At 57.2% G+C, this 22,156-nt stretch carries 20 protein-coding genes; 16 read left to right on the top strand and 4 right to left on the bottom strand.

Features of this window, described 5'->3' with window-relative positions; all coding sequences use genetic code 11:
- The first annotated feature begins 44 nt into the window (after positions 1-44).
- Complete coding sequence (locus tag IC231_RS05815) at positions 45-818, top strand: DUF2490 domain-containing protein (protein WP_190783576.1); 774 nt, start codon at positions 45-47, stop codon at positions 816-818.
- An 8-nt stretch (positions 819-826) separates the two neighbouring features.
- Here the strand turns inward: IC231_RS05815 and IC231_RS05810 are convergent, their stop codons facing one another.
- Entirely contained in the window at positions 827-1,666 is an 840-nt protein-coding gene (locus tag IC231_RS05810; RefSeq protein ID WP_190783575.1) for an FRG domain-containing protein, read from the bottom strand.
- A gap of 111 nt (positions 1,667-1,777) precedes the next feature.
- Positions 1,778-2,623 (bottom strand): oxidoreductase, encoded by an 846-nt coding sequence (locus IC231_RS05805; protein WP_190783574.1) that lies wholly within the window; start codon positions 2,621-2,623, stop codon positions 1,778-1,780.
- Positions 2,624-2,850: 227 nt separating this feature from the next.
- Here IC231_RS05805 and guaB point away from each other — a divergent pair, with 227 nt between their 5' ends.
- The 8 genes from guaB (at position 2,851) to IC231_RS05765 (ending at position 13,345) form a co-directional block, all read left to right on the top strand.
- Positions 2,851-4,323 (top strand): IMP dehydrogenase, encoded by a 1,473-nt coding sequence (gene guaB / locus IC231_RS05800; RefSeq protein WP_190783573.1) that lies wholly within the window; start codon positions 2,851-2,853, stop codon positions 4,321-4,323.
- Positions 4,324-4,525: 202 nt separating this feature from the next.
- Positions 4,526-6,625 (top strand): PP2C family protein-serine/threonine phosphatase, encoded by a 2,100-nt coding sequence (locus IC231_RS05795; RefSeq protein WP_190783572.1) that lies wholly within the window; start codon positions 4,526-4,528, stop codon positions 6,623-6,625.
- 14 nt (positions 6,626-6,639) lie between these two features.
- On the top strand, positions 6,640-6,969 hold the full coding sequence (locus IC231_RS05790; RefSeq protein ID WP_190783571.1) for an STAS domain-containing protein: 330 nt from the start codon (positions 6,640-6,642) through the stop codon (positions 6,967-6,969).
- 30 nt (positions 6,970-6,999) lie between these two features.
- Positions 7,000-7,410: an ATP-binding protein gene (locus IC231_RS05785; RefSeq protein WP_190783570.1), complete on the top strand. Its 411-nt coding sequence runs from the start codon at positions 7,000-7,002 to the stop codon at positions 7,408-7,410.
- A gap of 243 nt (positions 7,411-7,653) precedes the next feature.
- The gene (locus IC231_RS05780; protein ID WP_190783569.1) at positions 7,654-9,960 is read left to right on the top strand and encodes a peptidylprolyl isomerase; all 2,307 of its coding nucleotides are present in this window, start codon (positions 7,654-7,656) and stop codon (positions 9,958-9,960) included.
- Between the two features lie 263 nt (positions 9,961-10,223).
- The gene (locus IC231_RS05775; protein ID WP_190783568.1) at positions 10,224-11,612 is read left to right on the top strand and encodes a peptidylprolyl isomerase; all 1,389 of its coding nucleotides are present in this window, start codon (positions 10,224-10,226) and stop codon (positions 11,610-11,612) included.
- Positions 11,613-11,885: 273 nt separating this feature from the next.
- On the top strand, positions 11,886-12,851 hold the full coding sequence (locus IC231_RS05770) for an AAA family ATPase (protein WP_185888863.1): 966 nt from the start codon (positions 11,886-11,888) through the stop codon (positions 12,849-12,851).
- A 56-nt stretch (positions 12,852-12,907) separates the two neighbouring features.
- Positions 12,908-13,345 carry a hypothetical protein gene (locus IC231_RS05765; RefSeq protein ID WP_190783567.1) on the top strand — a complete coding sequence of 146 codons (438 nt, stop codon included), beginning with the start codon at positions 12,908-12,910 and terminating at the stop codon, positions 13,343-13,345.
- 149 nt (positions 13,346-13,494) lie between these two features.
- On the opposite strand, the gene IC231_RS05760 is transcribed toward IC231_RS05765, so the two are convergent.
- Positions 13,495-14,382 (bottom strand): SDR family NAD(P)-dependent oxidoreductase, encoded by an 888-nt coding sequence (locus IC231_RS05760; protein WP_190783566.1) that lies wholly within the window; start codon positions 14,380-14,382, stop codon positions 13,495-13,497.
- 179 nt (positions 14,383-14,561) lie between these two features.
- Here IC231_RS05760 and IC231_RS05755 point away from each other — a divergent pair, with 179 nt between their 5' ends.
- Positions 14,562-15,134, top strand: a complete 573-nt coding sequence (locus IC231_RS05755) for a GNAT family N-acetyltransferase (RefSeq protein ID WP_190783565.1) — start codon at positions 14,562-14,564, stop codon at positions 15,132-15,134.
- Between the two features lie 15 nt (positions 15,135-15,149).
- Here IC231_RS05755 and IC231_RS05750 read toward each other — a convergent pair whose 3' ends face one another.
- A complete protein-coding gene (locus tag IC231_RS05750) occupies positions 15,150-16,319 on the bottom strand; it encodes a hypothetical protein (protein ID WP_190783564.1) in 1,170 nt (389 codons plus the stop codon).
- A 256-nt stretch (positions 16,320-16,575) separates the two neighbouring features.
- Between IC231_RS05750 and recA the strand changes: the two genes are divergently transcribed.
- The 6 genes from recA (at position 16,576) to rplM (ending at position 22,126) form a co-directional block, all read left to right on the top strand.
- Entirely contained in the window at positions 16,576-17,616 is a 1,041-nt protein-coding gene (gene recA / locus IC231_RS05745) for a recombinase RecA (protein ID WP_190783988.1), read from the top strand.
- A 168-nt stretch (positions 17,617-17,784) separates the two neighbouring features.
- Positions 17,785-18,609 carry a DUF3108 domain-containing protein gene (locus IC231_RS05740; protein WP_211538872.1) on the top strand — a complete coding sequence of 275 codons (825 nt, stop codon included), beginning with the start codon at positions 17,785-17,787 and terminating at the stop codon, positions 18,607-18,609.
- A 174-nt stretch (positions 18,610-18,783) separates the two neighbouring features.
- A complete protein-coding gene (locus tag IC231_RS05735; RefSeq protein ID WP_211538870.1) occupies positions 18,784-19,485 on the top strand; it encodes a response regulator transcription factor in 702 nt (233 codons plus the stop codon).
- Between the two features lie 109 nt (positions 19,486-19,594).
- The gene (locus tag IC231_RS05730) at positions 19,595-20,686 is read left to right on the top strand and encodes a sensor histidine kinase (protein ID WP_190783563.1); all 1,092 of its coding nucleotides are present in this window, start codon (positions 19,595-19,597) and stop codon (positions 20,684-20,686) included.
- A gap of 80 nt (positions 20,687-20,766) precedes the next feature.
- Positions 20,767-21,480: an RluA family pseudouridine synthase gene (locus tag IC231_RS05725; RefSeq protein WP_190783562.1), complete on the top strand. Its 714-nt coding sequence runs from the start codon at positions 20,767-20,769 to the stop codon at positions 21,478-21,480.
- Positions 21,481-21,673: 193 nt separating this feature from the next.
- Positions 21,674-22,126, top strand: coding sequence for a 50S ribosomal protein L13 (gene rplM / locus IC231_RS05720; RefSeq protein ID WP_185888856.1), 453 nt, complete (start codon positions 21,674-21,676; stop codon positions 22,124-22,126).
- The last annotated feature ends 30 nt before the right edge of the window (positions 22,127-22,156 follow it).

Below are 22,156 nucleotides of genomic sequence, written 5' to 3'. Positions count from 1 at the left end.
ACATTAGCGTAACATAGGCCGATTACCACCCACAGTTTTTGCTTTTGCGCTTCCTTCCTGCCACCACCGCTCTACTTCTTGCTGCCATTTCAGGAGTACAGGCCCAAACCACGCCGGCTCGCGTCAACGACCACAACGCTCACACTTGGCTGATGTACTTCAGCGACGCACGCCTCTCGGAGCGCTGGGGCGTGCACACCGAGGCGCAGTGGCGACGCAGTGAGGTGCTGGCCGGCTCGCAGCAGGACTTTGTGCGGGCAGGCCTCAACTACTATGCGGGCCCTCGCCTGATGCTGACGGGCGGCTACGCTTTTGCCCTTACGCACCCGTACGGCGAATATCCGGCAGCCAGCCGCTTTCCTGAGCACCGCCTCTACCAGCAGGTGCTGTTGCGCGATGCCATAGGCCGGGTGCAGGTGTCGCACCGCTACCGGCAGGAGCAGCGCTGGTTGCGCCGCCCCGGCAACGACCAGTTTACCTATCTCAACCGCACCCGCTACCAACTGCGCCTGATGCTGCCGCTCAACGGCACGGGCCAGCTGCAGCCGCACACGCCATATCTGGCTGCCGCCAATGAGGTATTCGTGAATTTTGGTCGGAACGTGGCCAACAATTTTTTCGACCAGAACCGCGCTTCGTTGGCCTTTGGCTACCAGTTTTCCAAAGCTACTTCACTTGAAGTCGGCTACCTGCACCAACTCGTGCAGCAGGGCAACGGCACCGTGTTCGAGCACAACCACACACTCCAGATTGGACTGAATTTCAACCCTGACTTCCGGCGTCAGGCAGATCCACAGCCGGTACCGGCCACTGAGTAAGCTCCGCTTTAGCCGGAAATCTGGTCGTCGAGCAGTTCGGCAGCGGTTTGGCCTGGGGTAGGCGTGTAGTGGCGGTGCAGCCAGCGGCTCAGGCCTCCTAACCCCGGAAACAACACCCGTTCCGTGATACCCGCCTGGTCGAGCTTGTCGCGCACTTCCCACTTCAGGTTTGCCGGAATAATGATGCGAAAATATAGCTCCGGATGTTGCTCAAGCCACTCGTGCAGGGTGTCCTGCGCCGTATTGATCAGCGAAAACAGGGCGTACTGGTGCACAATGCGTGCATCAAGGGAAGGCGGCTCCAGAAACAGCAGAAACGGCTCCCGCTGCAGCAATTCCAGGTCGCGCAGGGTGGTGCAGAGTGGCTCCAGCAGCTCCGGCGTAAACACGTTGGAACCTTCCGAGCGCAGGGCCTCCCGCAGACTGGGCGGCAGAAACTCGGCCGCTTTCACGTAGTTGATGGCCCAGATAACGCCCGGCTGGTCGTAGGCTTCCAGGTCGTCGGTGGCGAAGTGCAGGGCCACGTAAGGTGAGTAGGTCCAGTCGAGCATGCGGGTGGGCAGGCCGTGGTGCTGGGCCAGCGCCAGCCAGTTCCACACCGACGTGCCGGGCTGGCTGAAGTCGCGGGCGTATTTGCGGAAATTGCGCAGCAAATGGTTTTCCAGCAGATGATACTCGCCGCCGAGGCGCTGCAGGCTGGTGGTTAGCGGCCAGCTTTCGGAGCGCAGGCCCCGGTACACGAACGGCGAGCGAAACCGGCCGATGCGGCCGTCCCAGGTATCCTGAAACAGCGCCTGCTGCAGGTCGGCCCAGGAAGTTACTTCGACATCGTTGGAGGTAGGTGGCACGGAAAAAGGTTAGCTGAGTGGGCAGGCAAGATACACAGGCAGGATACCAAAATGGGCAGCCGCGCCCTGATAAAGCGCAACTGCCCATTGTATTTCCAGCTACTTCGGCGGCTACTCGCCGGTCGGAAAATCGGCGGAGTCGCCGAGGTCGGCTACCTGTTCCAGCTCTTTTACCAGCCCGGTGAACTTCTCACGGGCGCCTTTTACGGCGGCTTTGCCAAGCGGCAGGTGCAGCGGCGGATTTTCCTGACGCACCAGCTCGAACATGATTTTGGCGGCGCGCTGCGGGTCGCCGGGCTGCTTGCCGCTGTAGCTCTGGATGCCCTTCAGGTTTTCGCCCACGGTGGCGCGGTAGTCCTCAATGGCCGTATCGGCGTAGGTAGCCGAGCTGCCGGCCCACTCGGTGCGGAAGCCGCTGGGCTCGATGTTCGTGACTTTGATGCCGAGCGGCGCTACCTGCTGGCTCAAGCTTTCGCCGATGGCCTCCAGGGCAAACTTGCTGGCGTTGTACACGCCCACGCCGGGAAACGTTTTTAGCCCCCCGATGCTGGTGATATTGAGCACGTGGCCGCTTTTCCGCTCGCGCAGGTGGGGCAGCACGGCCCGCAGCACGTGCAGCGGCCCGAACACGTTCACATCGAACTGGCGTTGCACTTCTTTGGCCTCAATTTCCTCGATGCTGCCCAAGGAGCCATAGCCGGCATTGTTCACGATGACGTCGAGGTGGCCAAAATGCTGGATGGCATCGGCAATGCCCTGCTTCACCTGCGCTTCGTCGGTTACTTCTACCACGAAGCCACGGCCATTTTCGCCAGCCTTCTGCGTGAATTCGTCGGCTTGCTCCTGCTTGCGGAAGGTAGCGGCTACTTTGTCGCCGTTGCGAAGGCAGTAGTCGGCCAGTTCTTTGCCAAAACCGGTGCTGACGCCGGTAATAAACCAATGTTTGGTGGTTGCCATGTGCTAGGTGTGGTTGGTTAAGACCGGCCGGAGTTCCGGCGGCTGGCAGGTGTAACTCTCGAAGCGGCTTTCCGGTTTTGGCGGGCATCAGTTTTTGCCTTGCTCGGTTTGAAGAAAACCAGCCATTCTTCTATCATAACCCGAAATACAACCGCCCGATAACACAGAACCCAACTTTCCGCCGTAGCTTTGTCTGGCAATAAGTAGCACCTAATCTTCTTGTTGCCATGGCCGACTACGCTGCCAAAATTGCCTTTGAGGCGCTAACCTACGACGACGTCCTGCTACTACCCGGTTATTCGGAAGTACTGCCCCGCGACGCCGACCCGAGCGCCCAGCTCACCCGCAACATCCGGCTTAAGCTCCCTTTCGTTTCGGCGGCCATGGACACCGTAACCGAAGCCGAAATGGCCATTGCCATGGCCCAGGAAGGCGGTATCGGCATCATCCATAAGAACATGAGCATCCGGGCGCAGGCCGAACTGGTGCGCCGCGTGAAACGCTCGGAAAGCGGCATGATCCTCGACCCGTTTACGCTGGAGGAAACCGCCACCCTCGCCGATGCCAAGAAGCTGATGCGCACCAACAACATCGGGGGTATTCCGATTGTGGACGAGCAGCGCCGCCTAAAAGGCATCCTCACCAACCGCGACTTGCGCTTTGAGAAGGACATGACCCGCTCCGTGGCCGACGTGATGACGGCTATGCCCCTCGTAACGGCCAAAGCCGGCACCGAGCTGGCCGATGCCGAAGACATTCTGCAGGACTCGAAAGTAGAGAAGCTGCCGGTGGTAAATACCGACGGCCGCCTCGTGGGCCTCATCACCTACAAGGACATCCGGAAGCGCCGCCGCACGCCCAATGCCTGCAAAGACGAGTTTGGCCGCCTGCGGGTAGGCGCCGCCGTGGGCGTCACGGCCGATTTGCTGGACCGCGTGGCCGCGCTGGTAGAAGCGGGTGTGGACGTGGTGAGCGTAGACACGGCCCACGGCCACAGCAAAGGCGTGCTCGATGCCGTGCGCAACCTCAAGCAGCAGTATCCAAACCTCGAAGTAATAGCCGGCAACGTAGCCACCGCCGAAGGGGCCCGCGCCCTCGCCGACGCCGGCGCTGACGCCGTGAAGGTCGGTGTTGGGCCTGGCTCCATTTGCACCACCCGTATCATTGCCGGCATTGGCGTACCTCAGTTGTCGGCGGTGCTGGAAGCGGCCCGCGGCCTCGAAGGCACCGGCGTCCCACTCATTGCCGATGGCGGCATCAAGTTTTCGGGCGATGTGGTGAAAGCCTTGGCCGCCGGGGCTTCTACCATTATGGTAGGCTCCCTGCTGGCCGGCACCGAGGAAGCGCCCGGCGAAGTGACCCTGTTTGAGGGCCGCAAGTACAAGAGCTACCGCGGCATGGGCTCCGTGGAAGCCATGGAAGATGGCTCCAAGGACCGTTACTTTCAGGACGCCGAGGACGACGTGAAAAAGCTGGTACCCGAAGGCATTGTGGGCCGCGTGGCCTACAAAGGCTTGGCCTCCGAGGTTCTGTTTCAGCTGGCGGGCGGTCTGCGGGCGGGCATGGGCTACTGTGGGGCCCCTACTATAGAAGTACTGCAAACGGCCCGGTTCGTGCGCATCACCGGGGCCGGACTCCGCGAGTCGCACCCCCACGATGTGCAGATTACGCAGGAAGCGCCCAACTACAGCAGCAAGTAGGCTGATAGCAAGCACACTGCAAAACAAAAACAGCAGCAGCAGAGCCGGCCGGCAGCCAGGATTCTGCTGCTGCTGTTTTTTTCGTGTTGGGGCCAGTGGCTTCTTTCCATTTTTCACATTAGAATACCTGTTTATCTTAGCGGTCCGTTTTGCCCCTGCGCCTACATTTCTCGCGGAACACAGGGGACACCATTCCGCCTCTATGTCCTTTCGTCACCGATTAAAAGCCATCCTGTTTCCGCTGAGCCTGTTCAGCTGGCTGCTGCTGTTGCTTAGTACGCTTAGCAACACGCAGGGCAAAGCAGCTGACTGGCTGGGTGGCCCCTGGCCTACCTGGGTTACACTGGCCGCTCAGGCGCTTTTTGCGGCTAGTGTTTTTGTCTACCAGCGCGGCCGCACTGAGCCGCTCGTCGGCAACGACTTTGTGGGCCTGATGCGCCGGCTGGTGCTGGGGCCGGGCATGCTGGCTACCGTTTGCGTGGGCCTGCACCTTGTGGAGCGGGCGCTGCAATACCAGCTGCCGACCAACGACCGGACGCTGCTGGCTGTGATTTACACCATCAACCTGGGATTCTTCGTCGTTTTCCTGGCCAACACCAACTATTCCTGGCGCAGTCTGGTCCTGTTTAGGGCCCGGCCGCGGATTCAGCGGGAATGGGTATGGTTTGAAGTGCTGCTGGGCTCCACCTTGCTGTTCCGGCTCCTCGACTGGGTTCCCCCGCATCCTTTCGATTACCTTATTCTGGGGTTTCTGGCCATTTTCGGTGTCTATCTGAGTGGCAACCAGCAGTGGGTAGCCTACCTGAGCCGCCGGCAGAAATGGGAAGCCGTGCTGCTGCAGATTGCTATTCTGCTCTCCATGGCCGTGTTCGTGTCGTATTTCCTGCGCATCGAGCACGACCCCAAGCTGGTAGCACCGGCTCCACAGCAGGCATTCCTGCTGCTCACCGTCTTCTTTGCGGGTTTTTATGCCCTCATGGGACTGTTGGTCACGCTGTTCAACCTGCCTACGGCGGGCATTTTTGAGCAGAAGCGGGAAGAAATCCTGAGTCTGCAGCGTCTTACCCAGCTCATCCAGCGGGGCCAGAGTGAGGAAGAAGTATACACCATGCTCTTCGACTCGGCGGTGCAGACCGTGGATGCCGACGCGGCCTGGATTACACTGGAAGACGAAAGCAGCACCCGGCAGGCCCAGCACTACCGCGTGTTGCCGGAGCAGACGGCCGCTGTGCATCAGTTGCTGCAGGAGCACAATCTGCAGCATATTGAGTACCTGAACAACGATCTGAAAAGCAGTAGCGGCTTCCGCGACCTGAACCTGCCCTACGGCTCGCTCATCGTAATGCCGCTGCGCTCGGCGAAACGGCGCTACGGCTCCCTCTACATGCTGAAGCTGGCGCGCCAGGGCTTCGACCGGGAGAACCTGAGTATTCTGCAAACCTTCGCCAGCCAGACGGTGCTCAGTATCGAGAACCTGAATCTGATGAACGTGTCGCTAGAAAATCAGCGGGTGCAGGAAGAGCTGAAAATTGCCTCTGCCGTGCAGGACAGCCTTATTCCCAAAAACCTGCCCATCGACAGCTGGTTCGATATCAGCTCCTACGCGGCTTCGGCCAAGGAAGTGGGCGGCGACTTTTACGACTTCCTGCACCTGCCGGGCCGCCGGCTGGCCATCCTCATCGGCGACGTGAGCGGCAAAGGTGTGACGGCCGCCTTCCACGTGGCCCAGATGAAAGGAATTTTCCATGCGCTGATGCAGGAAAATCCGCTGGCCAAATCGGAGCGCGACAAATTTCCGGTGCCCAGCCGCTTCATGGCACAGGCAAACCATGCCTTGGCCCGGTGCCTAGAGAAATCGGCTTTCATTACGGCTTCGCTCTACATCATCGACTATGAGAATGGGGGCTTCGTATTTGCGCGGGCCGGGCATTGCCATACACTCTACTACCATTCCATTAAAGAGGAAGTATCATACTTCCAGACGGCCGGGCTGGGGCTGGGCATCATCCGCAACGAAACCTACGAAAAGCACATCAAGAACCAATTCTACGATTATAATCCGGGCGACGTAATGGTTATTTACACCGACGGAATCGTGGAGGCGCGCAACGCGGCCCAGGAAGAGTACGGGGAGGAAAGGCTGCACCAGATGCTGGAAAAGACCTATTACCTCGACGCCGACGAAATCAAAGAGCAGATACTGACCGATCTGGCACAGTTCAGCTTCGGCCAGCCCATGCACGACGACCAAACCTTGCTGGTCGTTAAGTTCAAGTCGGCCCAACCCGGCTCTGCCAACTGACGTACTGTGGACTTATGAAAATAACGCAACACTCTTCCGCCAATACCCTTACCCTAAGCCTGGACGGTGAGCTGGATGCCAGCTCTTCGGTGCTTCTCGATTCTGAACTGGCCAAGCCTGAAACGCTGCAGTTTGAGAAGGTTCTCATCAACTGCCGTAACCTGAATTATATCTCTTCGGCCGGTCTGGGCGTTTTTATTTCGCATCTGCAGCAGTTTCAGGACGCTGGTGTGAAGCTGGTATTTTTCAACATGCAGGACAAAGTGCATAACGTGTTCGAAATCCTGGGCCTCGATGCACTCATGACCATTGTGCCCTCTGAGACAGAAGCCACCGCTCTTTAATCACTTGTCCGTTTTCGACAGGCCCGCAGGATGAAAAATGCACTCCGGATCAGCTGTAGCCGCCACAACCTTAAGGTTGTGCGCGACTTCGTGACGGACTACCTGAAGGCCTATCAGCTTCCGGACCTTCAGCTCAACCAGATTGTGCTGGCCGTCGATGAAGTGGTAGCCAACCTGATTATTCATGCCAATTCCGAAGACGAGTCGCAGCATCTGGACCTGGCCCTGGACGTAAGCAACAAGCAGTTCGGCATCGAGATATTTGATGACGCTACCAGCTCCTATGCTCCTTCCACCTACCACGAGCCGGATCTGCAGGAGTACATTCGGCAGGGCCGCAAAGGCGGCGTGGGCATGACGTTGGTCAACCGCATCATGGACCGGGTCGAGTTCAGCACGCAGGGCCGCCGCAACGTATGCCGGCTCTACAAGCAGCTCTGAGTCCTCCCCTTCGGCAGTGGCTGCTGCCACTGCTTCAGCAAAAGCCCTGATAGTCACCCCTGACCGTCAGGGCTTTTGCATTCTGCTGCCGCCGCCGGGGTGCCAGGCATGGCTGGCCGGCCTTTGTTCTGGCCGCCGAGTACGCAACCCCCGAAAAAAATCCGTAAAATTGCGTCAGGCAGTGTGCTACGTCTGGTTTGGCCAGGGAGCAACTGCCGCGCATAGCAGTTTCTTATCTATTGTATGCACAAACGCATTTTGTACGCCGGCACTGCCGCCGTAGCGCTGCTGGCAGCTTGCCAGTCTACCAAACCTACCACCGCTTCTAAGCAGCCTGTCATCGAAACGCTTGGCACCACGCAGGTGCCAGCCGGGGAGTTTGCTTACGTGTACCGCAAAAACAACGGTTCGGCACCGGAGTTCGGCACCCGTCCCAGCGTTACGGAGTACCTAGACCTGTACACCAATTTCAAGCTGAAGGTGCTGGAGGCGGAGCAGCGTGGCCTCGATACCACCCAGGCTTTCAAGCGGGAGCTGGATGGCTATAAGCAGCAGCTGGCGCAGCCCTACCTGACGGAAAAGAGTGTGACCGACCAGCTGGTGCGTGAAGCCTACGAGCGGATGAGCAAAGAGGTGAATGCCTCGCACATCCTGATTCGGATGGCGCCCGATGCCGAGCCCAAGGACACGCTGGCTGCGTTCCAGAAAATCACGGCGCTACGGCAGCGCGTGAGCACCGAAAATTTCGAGCAGGTAGCCCGCGAAGTAAGTGAGGACCCTTCGGCCCGCGAAAACGGCGGCCGTCTTGGCTATTTCACCGCCATGCAGATGGTGTATCCGTTCGAGTCGGCGGCGTTCAAAACGCAGGTAGGCCAAGTGTCGCAGCCAGTGCGCACCCGCTTCGGCTACCACCTCATCAAGGTGAATGACATCCGGCCGGCGCAGGGCGAAATCAAGGTGGCCCACCTCATGATTCGCTCTACGCCCGGCATGCCCAAAGCCGACTCGGTGACGGCCAAAAAGAAGATCGACGAGCTGTACAGCCGCCTGACCCAGCGCAAAGAGCCCTGGGACAAGCTGGTAGCGCAGTTTTCGGAAGATGCTGGTTCGGCGGCCAACGGCGGCGAGTTGCCCCCCTTCGGCACGGGCCGCATGATTCCGAGCTTCGAGGAAGTGGCGTTCAAGCTGACTACGTCCGGCCAGATTTCGCAGCCAGTACAGACCCCTTATGGCTGGCACATCATCAAGCTGATTGAGAAGCAGCCAGTGCCGACATTTGAAGCCATGGAGCCCACGCTGAAAAGCAAAGTGGCCAAGGATTCCCGCTCGGAGCTGAACAAAGCGGCTTTCCTGAAGCGCATCCGGACGGAAAACCAGTTCACTGAGAATCAGAGCGCCAAAGACTATGTGCTGAGCAAAGCGGATACGTCGCTGGTCAACGGCCGCTTCAAGTACGCGGCCCCAGTTGCTTCGGCCACTACCGGCAAAAACGCCAAAAAGGCGGAAGGTGATGCCCAAACGCTCTTCACCATCAAGGACAAGCCCTATACGGCCGCTGATTTCCTGACGTACGCGCAGCAGAACCAGCGGGCCCGCCCCGGCGCCGAACCGCGCTTTGTGGCCCAGCAGCTCTACGACCAGTATGTGGAACAGAGCCTGACCAACTTTGAGAAAGACAACCTCGAAGGCAAATACGAAGACTACCGCATGCTGGTGAAAGAGTACCGCGACGGTATTCTGCTGTTCCAGTTGATGGATGAGAAAGTATGGAGCAAGGCCATCGAAGACACGGTAGGCCTGCAGAAGTACTTCGCCGAAAACCAGAGCAAATACCAGTGGGACAGCCGCGCCCAGGGCACCGTTATCAGCGCCGCTTCGCCGGAATTACTGGCCAAAGCCAAGCAGCAGCTGAAAGTGGGCCGCTACGATGTAGCGCGCCTGACGCCCGTGCCGGTAGGCTACTCGCCCGGCACCGACAAGCTGCTGAAAGGTGCCAAGCTGATGCTGGACCGGCTGGCCAGCGTGATGCAGGCCGATACGACGCTGAGCGTAACGCTGACCGGACGCGCGAAGAAAGGTGAAACGGCCATGGCCCGCCGCCGCGCCGCTGCTGCTGCTACCTACCTGACGGCCAAAGGTGTTCCGGCCAACCGCATCAGGCAGACCACGCAGGCCAAAGCCTCCACCGAAATAGCCACCGTGCTTGCCGTAACCAGCACCAGCACAACGGCACTGGAAGAAGTGCTGAATGCCCAGAATCCACTGTCGGTGCAAATCACGCAGAAGGCGTTTGCCAAAGGCGACAACAAAGTGGTGGACGAGCTGATGGCGCGCGGCCCTGGCACCTACGACGTGCAGAAAGACGGCCGCTACTACACCGTTATGATTAACAAGGTGCTGCCCGCCGGCCCCAAAACGCTGGCCGAAGCCCGCGGCCAGGCTACTTCCGATTACCAGAACTATCTGGAAAAAGAGTGGATTGCTCAGCTCCGCGCCAAGTATCCGGTGCAGATCAACCAAGCGGAAGTAGATAAGCTAGTGACCAAATAAAACGCTTTAGCTACCACAGTAACGAAAAACCCTGGTTTCGGCTGGGGCTTTTTGTTGCTGTGGTAGCTGAATTGCAGCTGTGCGCTACGGCCTTGCAACGCTGGCCGGCTTTTCAGACTCCCTATCCTGACCCGGCGTGGCAGCGTCATTTTTGCCGGAGAAAGGATTTATGTTGAAATTTACCGGCGACTTTGTGCGTTCAGCCAAGTGTCGGGGGTAGTCAGGCCGTTTGGGCTGCGCTAGCCGTATACATTGAAGATTCCATGACCCATTTCCTTCGTTTGCCGAAGCGAGCCGCGCTGCTGACCCTCGCGCTGCTGGCTGGTACCATTGCCTCTAGTTTTGCTCAGCTCGGCATTGGTCGTCCCGCTGGCCGCCAGATTGTCGATGGTATCATTGCCAAGATTGATAACCAGATTGTGCTGCGCTCTGATTTGGAGGCCATTTATGCGCAGGAAGTAGCCCGCGCCGAAGGCAAGCCGCTTCCGCCGAACATGAAGTGCCGCATTCTGCAGAGCTTGGCCCTGAACAAACTGCTGCTGGCCAAGGCCGAAACCGACTCCGTGGTGGTGGAGGACGCGCAGGTGAAGAACGAGCTGGACCGCCGCATGAATTATTTCGCGCAGCAGATTGGCTCCGAAAAGAAGCTGGAAGAGTACTACAACAAGCCCATCAAGCAGCTCAAGGAAGAATTGCGGCCGCAGGTGCGCGAGCAGCTGACCCAGCAGAAAATGCAGGACCAGATTGCCGGCAAAGTAACAGTAACTCCCCGCGAGGTGCGCCAGTATTTCAGCCGCATTCCCAAGGACAGCCTCCCCTACTACTCCACTGAAGTAGAAGTAGGCCAGATCATCAAGTACGCCAAGGTAAACTCCTCCGCCAAGCAAGCCGCGCAGACACAGCTCAACGATTTGCGGGCCCGGATTCTGGCTGGCGAGAGTTTTGAGGAGTTGGCCAAGCAGTATTCCCAGGACCCCGGCTCGGGGGCTCAAGGTGGCTACCTGGGCTTTTTCGGCCGCAAAGAGTTAGTGCCCGAGTACGAGGCCGCCGCGTTGCGTTTGGAGCCAGGCCAACTTTCGCCGGTTGTGGAGTCGCAGTTCGGCTTTCACCTGATTCAGCTGATTGAGCGCAAAGGCGACAAGTACAGCACCCGCCATATTCTGCTCAAGCCCGCTACCGGCGCTACCGACGCCAACGAATCGGCGAAGGAACTCGTGAAGCTGCGCCGCCGCATCCTGTCCGACAGCACCACTTTTGCCAAAGCAGCCAAGGACAACTCCGACGATAAGCAGACCGGCGCAAACGGCGGCCTGCTCCAGAACCGCGAAGACGGCAGCACCTATCTGCCGCTCGACAAGCTGGACCCAGCCATTTTCTTCACCATCGACACGATGAAAGTGGGCAACGTTACGCCGCCCATGCCCTACCGCACCGACGATGGCAAGGACGCCGTGCGCATCATCTGGCTGAAGTCGAACACGCCTCCCCATCAGGCCAACTTCAAGGACGACTATCAGAAACTAGCTGCCGCTGCCTTGGCTGAAAAGAAGAACAAGGCCCTGGATGAGTGGTTTTCTCAGAACCGCGGCAGTGTGTACATCGAAGTGGACCCGCAGTACGCCGACTGCAAGCTACTGGATGTGACCAACTAGGCCACGAAAGCAGCTTGGTTTACCGCGTTGCGGACTTCCAGCCCTGCGTTTGAAACTATTACCACATGTCGTGACGAACTCAACTCGCTCGTATGTGGACTTGGCGGTGGGCGTTATTCATCTTGCCGGCAACTTACCACAGCGGTGAAAGGCGCACCCCGCATCTTTTCTATTCGGAGCAAAGCGACATTTTGCTGGACTATACGTCTTTCCTATCCACGCTAACAACTGCACGTATGCGGTTGTTGGGAGAAGCCAACTAACCATCCTAGAATGCGCACATTCTCTTCCGACAAAGAAGCCGCCGACGCACTGGCCCAATCGTACCGCGCTTTGCGCCAGGAAATCGGCAAAGTCATTATCGGACAGGATGAGGTGGTGAAGCTGGTGCTGACGGCCGTGTTTTCGCAGGGCCACTGCCTGCTGGTAGGCGTGCCGGGGCTGGCCAAAACGCTGCTCATCCAGACTATTGCCGATTCGCTGGACCTCTCGTTCAACCGCGTGCAGTTCACGCCGGACCTGATGCCTTCGGACATCGTGGGCTCGGAAACCATGAACCAGCAGCGCGACTTCCACTTTGTGCCGGGCCCGATTTTCGCCAACATTGTGCTGGCGGATGAAATCAATCGGACGCCGCCCAAAACTCAGGCAGCACTGCTGGAAAGCATGCAGGAATATGCCGTGACGGTAGCTGGCCGGCGCTATCCACTGGAGCGGCCGTTTTTCGTGCTGGCTACCCAGAACCCGATTGAGCAGGAAGGGACCTATCCGTTGCCTGAAGCACAGCTGGACCGTTTCATGTTCAACATAGAACTGGGCTACCCCAGCTATGAGGCAGAGCTGCAAATCGTGAAGAACACGACTTCCGATACCAAGCCCACGGTCAATAAGATTCTGCACGCCGACGAAATCCAGGCTTTTCAGCACTTGGTGCGCCGCGTACCCGTAGCCGACAATGTGGTAGAATACGCCGTGAGCTTGGTGCACAAAACGCGCCCCGGCACCGAGCGAGGCGCAGCCCGTGCTACGCAGCTACTCGAATGGGGCGCCGGCCCGCGCGCTTCGCAGCATCTGATTGTAGGCGCCAAGTGCAATGCGCTGCTCAACGGCAAATACTCGCCCGATATCGAGGATGTGAAAGCCGTAGCGCTGCCTATTTTGCGCCACCGTTTGGTTCGCAACTTTAAGGCGGAAGCCGAAGGGGTAACGGTAGAGCAGATTGTAAAGGAGTTGTTGTAAGTCAGTTTTAACCGTCGCGTTGCGCATGTTGCAACACGGCAGATTACGAAAATACCATGGAAGCTTCTGGCTACTATCAGCAGTTTGAGCGCAACATCGACATCATCTTCGATGCACTGCGAGTTGGTCTCGACCTGCGTACTACGGCGCTTGCCACCTCTCTGCCACTGGAAATCTACGTTTTGTGCGAAGTCCTGAACCAGGGCGGCGCCCAATACCGGCTCACTACGGAAGGCGTAGAGCGGGTAGGCGAGTTTCTGGCACAGTTCGAGCCACAGAAAGCCGCAACGGAAGCCATTATGGCACGTCTGCTGGCTGATCATCGTGCCATGATGCGCACGCCCGAAGGCCGCGTTCTGACCAAAGAAATGCTGATTCGCCGCCTCGAATATTTCAACGAAGCAGCCCGCCAGGTAAACGTAATGCGCACCCAGCAGGCCCTCGGCAGCCCCGACCAGCATAAATCCGGTATCGGAGCGGCGCTTCAGAAGTAGACAGTCGCAATTACCTGCAACCTGGCCCAAGTGCGTGGCTAGGTGCATCTTCATCTCCAGTTGTATACTTCATGAAAAGAGGCTTGCCTAACGGCCAGCCTCTTTTCGTTTTAGGTGCTTTAGAAGTTCTGAAATCAGGGCTTGGCGTTTCAGACAGTCATGGTGCCGGTGGCTTCCTTCCGGATTTTAGCGTGGCCTTCCTTGCCATGGTTGAGGTGTAGGTCGCCGGCTGGCTGCTGTTTCAGGTGTGCAGGCACCTCCTCACCAGACAGACTCTTGGACAGCGTTACGCCGCCATCCACAAAATAAGTGGCGCCCGTTACGTAGCTGGCTTCATCCGAGGCCAGGAACAGGTACACGTTGGCTACTTCCTCGGGAGTGCCACGGCGGCCAAGTGGCACTCCGTTCACCGTGTTCTTTTCCATTTTGCTATCCATAGGGCCGGTTTCCTTATGCGTCCAGGCCGTGTCAATGGGACCCGGCCCCACACAGTTTACCCGTACTCCATGCTTGGCCTGCTCTACAGCCAGACCGCGCGAGAATGTCATCACCCAAGCCTTGGTGCCGCCATAAGGCGTAATCATGGGCGAGCCCATCTGGCCGGCCTCTGAACCCGCTGACACGATGTTGCCTTTGGTTTTTTGCAGGTGCGGCAGCGCTGCCCGGCTCATCATAAAGGCGGTGTAGATGTTGTTTTTGATCATGTATTCGAATGCCTCAACCGGATACTTGTCCAATTCGGCTGTGGCCGGAAACACGCCAGCATTGTTGATCAGGATATCCAGCTTGCCAAAATCATCGAGGGCGAGCTGTACACAGGCTTCCGCGCTGTCTTCTATCGAGACGTCGCCTAGATAGCCGACTGCCTTGCCGCCGCTAGCCTGAATTTCGTCCACTACTTTGCGCACCGGGTCACTGGGCAATCCGCAGACGACTACTGAAGCTCCTTCCGCCGCGAATTTCTTGCTAATGGCCTCGCCGATACCGGAGCCGCCGCCCGTTACAATAGCTACCTTGCCTTCGAGTCTTCTTTTCATGTTATCAAAGAATTTAGTTGAGAAGTTAGCCGACACAGTAGATAGGACTATAGAGCTGCGTCAGCGTTCTGGCTAAACGACATCTTATGCAGCAGGTTATCGTTGGGCTAGGAGTTGCTGAGGCTTTTCAGCCATTCTGCGGCACCCACGCGTAGGTACAGGCATCAGCGCCCAAAATCATGTGCTCCTTCCCGTCGCCTCCCTGTGCGCCGCCTTCGGCGTCGCTGTCTACTGCCCGGCTTACCCTTCGCCCGTATCAGGCTACTGATCAGGCCAGCTTTTTCACTCTGCTCGATCAAAACCGAGAGCGGCTGGAGCCGGCTTTCCCGTCGCGGGTTGCCGCCGTACGCACGCCAGCTGATGCCGGCAGGATATTGGCCCAGTTTGCACATGACTGGCACACCGGCCGGCTCTATGTGTTCGGTATCTGGCACACGGCAACCAACGCCTACCTCGGCGACATCAGCCTGCGGCCTTCCTGGACTACGCCTGTTAGTGCTGAAATAGGGTATTATCTGGCGGCCGAGGCCGAAGGACACGGCTATGCGCGTGAGGCGCTGGCGGCCGCCGTACAGTTTGGGTTTGGCGAGACGCTGCGGGCTGGCAGCCTCACCCTCCGCAGCCGCCGCGACAATCCCCGTAGCATGGCAGTGGCTGAGCATGTAGGCTTCCGGCCAGTGGTAGCGCGAAGGCGGCTCTTGGCCCTACGTACCGGCGACAGCGACATTACACATTATCGTCTGGAGCGGTAGAATTCCTTCTCGCCCCTATTCCACACCCTTGCGTATGGTAGTCAGCAGGAAGCTCTGGTTGAAGTTGAAATACAGCGCGAAAGAGAAGTCAAACAGGCCATTGTTGAGGTCATAGAGCGGCTCGAAGCGCGTGGTCATGATGAGTTTACCGGGCAGCCGGTAATCCTTCAGGAACCGCACGATGAGCAGCTGCCGGTCTTTCTCCAGATACTGCGGGTCGCTGACGGAGTTGGAAATGGAGCGGTAGAGCGTTCCGCCCAAGGGTGAGATATAACCGTTGCCGCGCCAGTAGGCCACTTGCACGTTGGATAGGTGCGTATCTACGCCGCCATTCAAATACAGGCCGGTACCGCTCTGATACGGCAGCTGGTACGTGAAAGAATAGTCGTGGAAATAGGTGAAGTAAGCGTCAGCATGTACTGCATGGAAAAACCGGGACGTGAGCGGCTTGCGCACCCGAATACCACTGGCCAGGTTAAACAGCGTTTGCAGGGGCGTAGGCACGGTATCAATCTGGCCGCCGCGGTGCGTACCCGTGAACTGAAACGGCACCCGCAGCCACAGACTGCTGGAGTCGCCGAGCAGCGTGGCTTCCATGGAAAGGCCACCAGCCACCTCTTCCTGAAAGTTGCTGAACCGATACTGCTGCCGCTGCCAGTCTACCCATGCGTCCAGGCTCAGGCGGGGCTTCTGCAGCTTGTATTGCACTCCTTCTTCCAATCGGTTGGTCATCACCCGCTCGAAGTCAAACATCGGCTCGATATAGCCGTGGTGCAGATTGCCTTCAATGTTGCCGAACAGAATGCTATGTGGGCCATTCTGATACTTCACCGTGAGCAGCGGCCGTACCTGCCGCAGCCGGGGCGTACCATAGTCTCGCCACAGAAAAACACCGGCTTCTACCCGCAGATTAGCACTCGGGAAATACACCAGCCGTGGCAGCAGCTGTGCCCCAAAGTAGGTGCGGCCATCTTCTAGCTTGTTGAAATACTCGTTGTCTTTGTTGAATAAAAAGGCCTGCACATCGAGCCGAAGCTGCCGCTCGTATTGCGGCCCCACTACCAGCGGATGTAAAAAAGCCCGGTTATCCAGCTGGGCCTGTGCCGAAGGCGCACCGTTCAGCCAGCTTACGAGCGTCAGGATCAGGACAATAGAAAAGCGGCTTTTTGCCAAATATTTTAGCATGGAAAAATAGCGGCGAATTCAACGAATTTTTTTAGCATTGTGGGCACAAAATATAGGCCGGCTGCGTTACCACTAGCCGACCCGGAAAGGCTCCGACGGTACGGCTTTGCACAGCTCTTTGTGGGTTGCGCAGGCCGTTGAAAACGCCTACATTCACCAAACCTAAGCATTTCCCAACAACCTCATTCCAATGGCTGCAACCACCACTGACAAAGCTGAAAAGGCAGACAAGACGGCTAACAACGCCACTGAGAAAATGAAAGCCCTTCAGCTGACGCTGGATAAGCTCGACAAAGCCTATGGCAAGGGCACCGTCATGAAACTGAGCGATAACAAGGTGATGGATGTGGAAGTCATCAGCACCGGTTCGCTTGGCCTTGACATTGCGCTGGGCGTAGGAGGTTTGCCTAAGGGCCGCGTCGTAGAAATCTACGGCCCGGAATCATCGGGTAAAACTACCCTCACAATGCATTGCATTGCGGAAGCGCAGAAGAAAGGCGGCATGGCGGCCTTCATCGACGCCGAACATGCCTTCGATCCGGCTTACGCTGCCAAACTCGGCATCGACACCAAAAACCTGCTTATTGCCCAGCCTGATAATGGCGAGCAAGCCCTCGAAATTGCCGACCAGCTGATTTCCAGCGGCGCCATCGATATCATCGTTATTGACTCCGTGGCGGCTCTGGTACCGAAAGGCGAACTGGAAGGCGACATGGGTGACTCGAAAGTGGGTCTGCATGCCCGTTTGATGTCGCAAGCTCTGCGGAAGCTGACCGGCACCATCAACAAAACCGGCTGCTGCTGCATCTTCATCAACCAGTTGCGTGAGAAAATCGGTGTGATGTTCGGTTCGCCCGAAACGACTACCGGTGGTAACGCCCTGAAATTCTACGCTTCGGTTCGTCTCGACATTCGTCGTATCGGCCAGATCAAAGAAGATAAGGACAACGTGACCGGCAACCGCACCAAAGTGAAGGTGGTGAAGAACAAAGTAGCGCCACCTTTCAAGGTGATTGAGTTCGACATTATCTACAACGAAGGCATCAGCAAAGTCGGCGAAATCCTCGACCTCGGCGTTGATATGGGCATTATTGCCAAATCAGGCTCGTGGTTCTCGTACAACGGTGACCGTCTTGGCCAAGGCCGCGAAGGGGTTAAAACTATTCTGCAGGACAACCCCGAGTTGGCCGACAAAATTGAAGCTCAGATCCGGGCTATGGTGAAAGGTGAGCCGGAAGCTGCCTTGGCTGCCATTCCGGAAGACCGTAGCACCGACGAGGACGAGGACGCGCTGTAAGAAGCACTCCTGCTGACGTTGTCCAGCGAATTAAAGCCTCTCCGGTCTGCCGGGGAGGCTTTTTCGTTCTCTACTTCGTATAGCATCCCAACCATCTATTACGAGTATATTTGCTGGCACCGCTTTTGTCTGGAGTGTCAGGAGTTTACTTCCTGCTTTTTTCGCTTTATGAACCGCCGCTGGCTTCTTTCTACTCTTCTTGTGCTGCCGGCAATGAGCCTGCTGGCGTTCGGGCCTTCTGATTCGCTCCGCTCCATTCCCAATCACAGCTTCACGTCCGGCGAAGTGCTGCAGTACAAAGTGCACTACGGCCTGATCAACGCGGCTGAAGCTACCATTGAGGTATCCGATGATCTGCACCGCATAAACGAGCGGCCGTGCTACAAAGCCACCGTAACGGGGCGCACCACCGGGTCATTCGATTTCTTTCTGCGCATTCGGGATACCTGGCGTTCCTACATCGACACGACCAGTATTCTGCCGCAGAAGTTTTTCCGCAACATCGAGGAAAACCACTACCGCAAGAAGGAAACCGTTGATTTCGACCATATCAAAGACGTGGCAGAAGTCGAGAAGCGGGGCAAGGACAAGGACGACGTGAAGCGCGGCACTTACAAAGTCCCCGACAACGTGCAGGACCTGGTGAGTGGCTTCTACTACCTACGTACCCTCAACTACGACCAGCGCCGCCTCGGCGAAGTCATTCGGGTACAGGGCTTCTTCGATGAAGATGTATTTACGATGGACGTAATGTACAAGGGCCGCGAAACCGTAACGACCAAAGCCGGTACCATTCGTGCCATCAAGCTGGTACCAAAGATGCCCAGCAACAAGCTTTTCAAAGGGGAAAACGCCATTTCCGTCTACCTCTCCGACGACCGAAACAAAGTCCCGGTTCTGATTCAGGCCGAGTTGTTTGTGGGAGCTGTGAAAGTGGATATGTATAAATATCGTGGTTTGAAAAACCGGCTGAACTTGGTAGCCCAAAACTGATAGTATGTAAAGCGGCCCCTGACAGGGGCCGCTTTTTTGTTTTATTCGGCCTCGCCTGCTGGCGAAGTACTCGGTTCCTGAAGTGTGGTTCACAAAAACGTAACATACCGGAGCACCCGGCCGGCGGTACTTTTGTCTTCGCGCATCCTGTTTTACCCCCAAACACCCTACGCTGTGCAAGCACCTGCCAACCCCAACGCGTACAAGATTCTTGTTGTCGATGACGATCCCGACATTGTGGAGTTGCTGGAATACAACCTGCGCAAAGAAGGCTACATGGTGGCTTCAGCCCCCGATGGCCGCAAAGCCCTGGAAATTGCCCCACAGTTCGGCCCCGACATCATTCTGCTCGATGTAATGATGCCTCATCTAGATGGTATAGCCACCTGCCGCCAGCTTCGGGAACAGCCCAAGTTCAAGGACACCTACATCATTTTCCTGACGGCCCGCGCCGAGGAGTTTTCGGAAGTAGCAGCCTTCGAAGCCGGGGCCGACGACTTCATTGCCAAGCCCATCAAGCCGCGGGCGCTGCTCAGCCGCCTAGCCGCCTTCGTGCGCCGCGACCGGGACCCACTGTCCGTGCAGGACACCATCGAAATCAACGGGCTAACTATTGACCGGACGGCCTTTTCCGTGTATCAGGAGGGTCGCAAAATCACACTACCCAAAAAGGAGTTTGAACTGCTGGCCTTTCTGGCAGCCACGCCGCATAAAGTATTCGGGCGCGAAGAATTGCTGCAGAATATCTGGGGCAATGACGTTTTTGTGCTGGCCCGCACCGTGGATGTGCATGTGCGCAAAGTGCGCGAAAAAGTCGGCGACCACCACATTCAGACCATTAAGGGCGTCGGGTATAAATTCAACACCGACAACTAGGTTCACGTCATGTAAAAGCGGAGTAGCTTACCAGCGTGGTCATTTGCTGCGTTGGCAAACTGCTCCGCTTTTACATGACGCTCTTTGATGCGCTTTACCTTCTTTCCGCATGCGCCTCACTATTTCCTCCCGTACCATTGCCCTGCTGCTCTCAATGCTGGTGGCGTGCGTACTCACGGCGCTGGCGTGGGTGGCACCAACGTTGCCGCTGCAACAGGGTGTGTTGGCAGCCGGCATCACCATGGCAGCCTGTTTTCTACTAATATACCTGATGTTTGAAGCCCTCATTTTCAGGGAAATCAACAACATCTACGCCGGTCTGGAGCAAATTAAGCGCAAGGAGTTCCGCCGCATGTCGAACAAGTTTTTGTTCCGCCCGGAACCCCTCAAGCGCATGCGAGAGGAAATCATAGACATGGCCCAGCGCAAACAGCAGGAAATAGATGAACTGAAGCGCCTGCAGGCCCTGCGCCGCGAGTTTCTGGCCGACGTTTCGCATGAACTCAAAACGCCCATATTCGCGGCGCAGGGGTTTCTGCATACCGTGCTGGATGATGATGACATCGACGAGTTTGTACGCACCAAATTCCTTCGCAAAGCCGCCACCAGCCTCGATGCTCTTGACACGCTGGTACAAGACTTGGTAACCATTTCGCAGCTGGAAAAGGGGGTAGTCCGGATGCGCCGCCAGAGTTTTGACGTGGCAGAACTGGTGCAGGACATCTTTGAACAACTGGAGCTAAAAGCAAGCCAACGGGCCGTGCGCCTGGAAATATTCCCGCCTACTGCGCCGCAAACCGGCGTTCGGGTGCTGGCCGACCGTAGCCGCATCCGGCAAGTACTTATCAACCTCATCGACAATGCCATTAAGTATGGGCGCGAAAACGGTCATGTCGTCGTGAGCCTCGTGGAAAGCGGCAAAAGCGTCCGTATCAGTGTCCGTGATGATGGCGAAGGAATTCCCAAACAGCACCTCAACCGCATTTTTGAGCGGTTTTATCGTATCGACAAGAGCCGCTCCCGTGACTCCGGCGGTTCGGGCCTCGGACTGGCCATCAGCAAGCACATCGTGGAGGCGCACAAGTCCGTCATTCGGGTGCGAAGCGAAATGGGGCAGGGCACTACGTTGGAGTTCAAACTGCCCAAACCCCGCACCCCGTCACCGCCCCAGATACTTGCCGATAAGGCCATAGGTGAATAGCTATAGAGCAGGAACGGACACTTGGCGCATACCAAGGTGCTTACCCGCTCCTCTCAATCCATTACCTTTGTAGCCTCTTTATGAAGCTACCCGATTTCCAAGACCTGATTCTGTTTGAAGACGAAGATTATATCGTCATCAACAAACCTCCTTTTCTGGCCACGCTCGACGAACGGTTTGGCGGTGCGCTCAATATCCTGCGTCTGGCCCGCGAGCAATACGACGATGTGCAAGCCTGCCACCGACTCGATAAGGAAACCAGCGGCTCACTGGCGCTAGCCAAGAACCCGGCGGCCTACCGCCACTTGGCTATGCAGTTCGAAGACCGCAAGGTGAAGAAAGTGTACCACGCCGCTGCCTGGGGCGTACATGAGTACGAAGGTCTGCGCGTGGAGCGAAGCATTGAAACAACCACCAAAGGAAAGGCTCGTCTGGCATTCAAGGGCAAGCCCGCCGTGACACTGGTGCGCACGCTGGAAACCTACGCCAAGCACACGTTGCTGGAGTGCCAGCCCATCACTGGTCGCATGCACCAGATCCGGTTGCACCTAGCCTATCTGCAGGCTCCCATCATCGGCGACACGATGTACGGTGGCGAAGAATTCTATTTGTCTTCGCTGAAAAAGAAATTCAACATGAAGGAGGGCGAGGAGGAACAACCGTTCATCAAGCGTTTCGCGCTGCACGCCGCCAGCCTCACTTTCGCCAAAATGGATGGTGAAAGCATTACCATTGAAGCCCCTTACCCCAAGGATTTTCGGGTTCTGGTGGATACGCTTCGGCAGTATCAGTAAGCTCAAAAAGCGAGTAGCACAGGCTGGGTTAGCGGTTTTTCGGTATCCTGCTACTGATACCAAAGTAGGTGCTACTCAGGCACAAATATTACTATTGCCCTTGCAAATACGCTGAAAGGCGGTAACTTTGTGTCCGTTTTTCCCGGACCGTATCCGGTTTCTCCTCATTTCCAAACGCTTACCCTCCTCCCCAATGGATCATCTGAGCTTCAAGACGGTATCCGTCAACAAAGCCAACGCCGATAAGGCATGGGTCGTGGTTGATGCCAGTGTTGCGCCGCTGGGCCGTCTGGCCAGCCAGATTGCCAACATGCTGCGTGGCAAGCACAAACCTTCGTTCACTCCCAACTCGGACTGTGGCGACAATGTAATTGTTCTGAACGCCGACAAGCTCTACGTAACGGGCAAGAAGCTGACCGACAAAATCTACATCACCCACTCGGGCTACCCCGGCGGTCAGAAGCGCATCAACCTGCGCGACAAGAAGGCCAAGGACTCAACCCGCGTGATTGAGCACGCCGTGAAAGGCATGCTGCAGGGCAACAAGCTCGGTGCCGAGCAGTTCCGCAACCTGTATGTGTACAAAGGCGACCAGCACCCACACGAAGCCCAGCAGCCCAAAGCTGTTGAACTGAAAAACCTCTAAGCCGAATTCGGCCTCTCTTTAATTCTTCAC

The sequence above is a fragment of the Hymenobacter duratus genome (assembly GCF_014698995.1).
In the GTDB taxonomy this organism is placed as follows: Bacteria; Bacteroidota; Bacteroidia; order Cytophagales; family Hymenobacteraceae; genus Hymenobacter; species Hymenobacter duratus.
This window is presented reverse-complemented; position numbering and strand designations above follow the sequence as displayed.

Coding starts and splice junctions, on each gene's coding strand:
- IC231_RS05805 (WP_190783574.1), bottom strand. CDS start 2,623: ATGGCAACCACCAAACATTGGTTTATTACCGGCGTCAGCACCGGTTTT.
- guaB (WP_190783573.1), top strand. CDS start 2,851: ATGGCCGACTACGCTGCCAAAATTGCCTTTGAGGCGCTAACCTACGAC.
- IC231_RS05795 (WP_190783572.1), top strand. CDS start 4,526: ATGTCCTTTCGTCACCGATTAAAAGCCATCCTGTTTCCGCTGAGCCTG.
- IC231_RS05790 (WP_190783571.1), top strand. CDS start 6,640: ATGAAAATAACGCAACACTCTTCCGCCAATACCCTTACCCTAAGCCTG.
- IC231_RS05785 (WP_190783570.1), top strand. CDS start 7,000: ATGAAAAATGCACTCCGGATCAGCTGTAGCCGCCACAACCTTAAGGTT.
- IC231_RS05780 (WP_190783569.1), top strand. CDS start 7,654: ATGCACAAACGCATTTTGTACGCCGGCACTGCCGCCGTAGCGCTGCTG.
- IC231_RS05775 (WP_190783568.1), top strand. CDS start 10,224: ATGACCCATTTCCTTCGTTTGCCGAAGCGAGCCGCGCTGCTGACCCTC.
- IC231_RS05770 (WP_185888863.1), top strand. CDS start 11,886: ATGCGCACATTCTCTTCCGACAAAGAAGCCGCCGACGCACTGGCCCAA.
- IC231_RS05765 (WP_190783567.1), top strand. CDS start 12,908: ATGGAAGCTTCTGGCTACTATCAGCAGTTTGAGCGCAACATCGACATC.
- IC231_RS05760 (WP_190783566.1), bottom strand. CDS start 14,382: ATGAAAAGAAGACTCGAAGGCAAGGTAGCTATTGTAACGGGCGGCGGC.
- IC231_RS05755 (WP_190783565.1), top strand. CDS start 14,562: ATGTGCTCCTTCCCGTCGCCTCCCTGTGCGCCGCCTTCGGCGTCGCTG.
- IC231_RS05750 (WP_190783564.1), bottom strand. CDS start 16,319: ATGCTAAAATATTTGGCAAAAAGCCGCTTTTCTATTGTCCTGATCCTG.
- recA (WP_190783988.1), top strand. CDS start 16,576: ATGAAAGCCCTTCAGCTGACGCTGGATAAGCTCGACAAAGCCTATGGC.
- IC231_RS05740 (WP_211538872.1), top strand. CDS start 17,785: ATGAACCGCCGCTGGCTTCTTTCTACTCTTCTTGTGCTGCCGGCAATG.
- IC231_RS05730 (WP_190783563.1), top strand. CDS start 19,595: ATGCGCCTCACTATTTCCTCCCGTACCATTGCCCTGCTGCTCTCAATG.
- IC231_RS05725 (WP_190783562.1), top strand. CDS start 20,767: ATGAAGCTACCCGATTTCCAAGACCTGATTCTGTTTGAAGACGAAGAT.
- rplM (WP_185888856.1), top strand. CDS start 21,674: ATGGATCATCTGAGCTTCAAGACGGTATCCGTCAACAAAGCCAACGCC.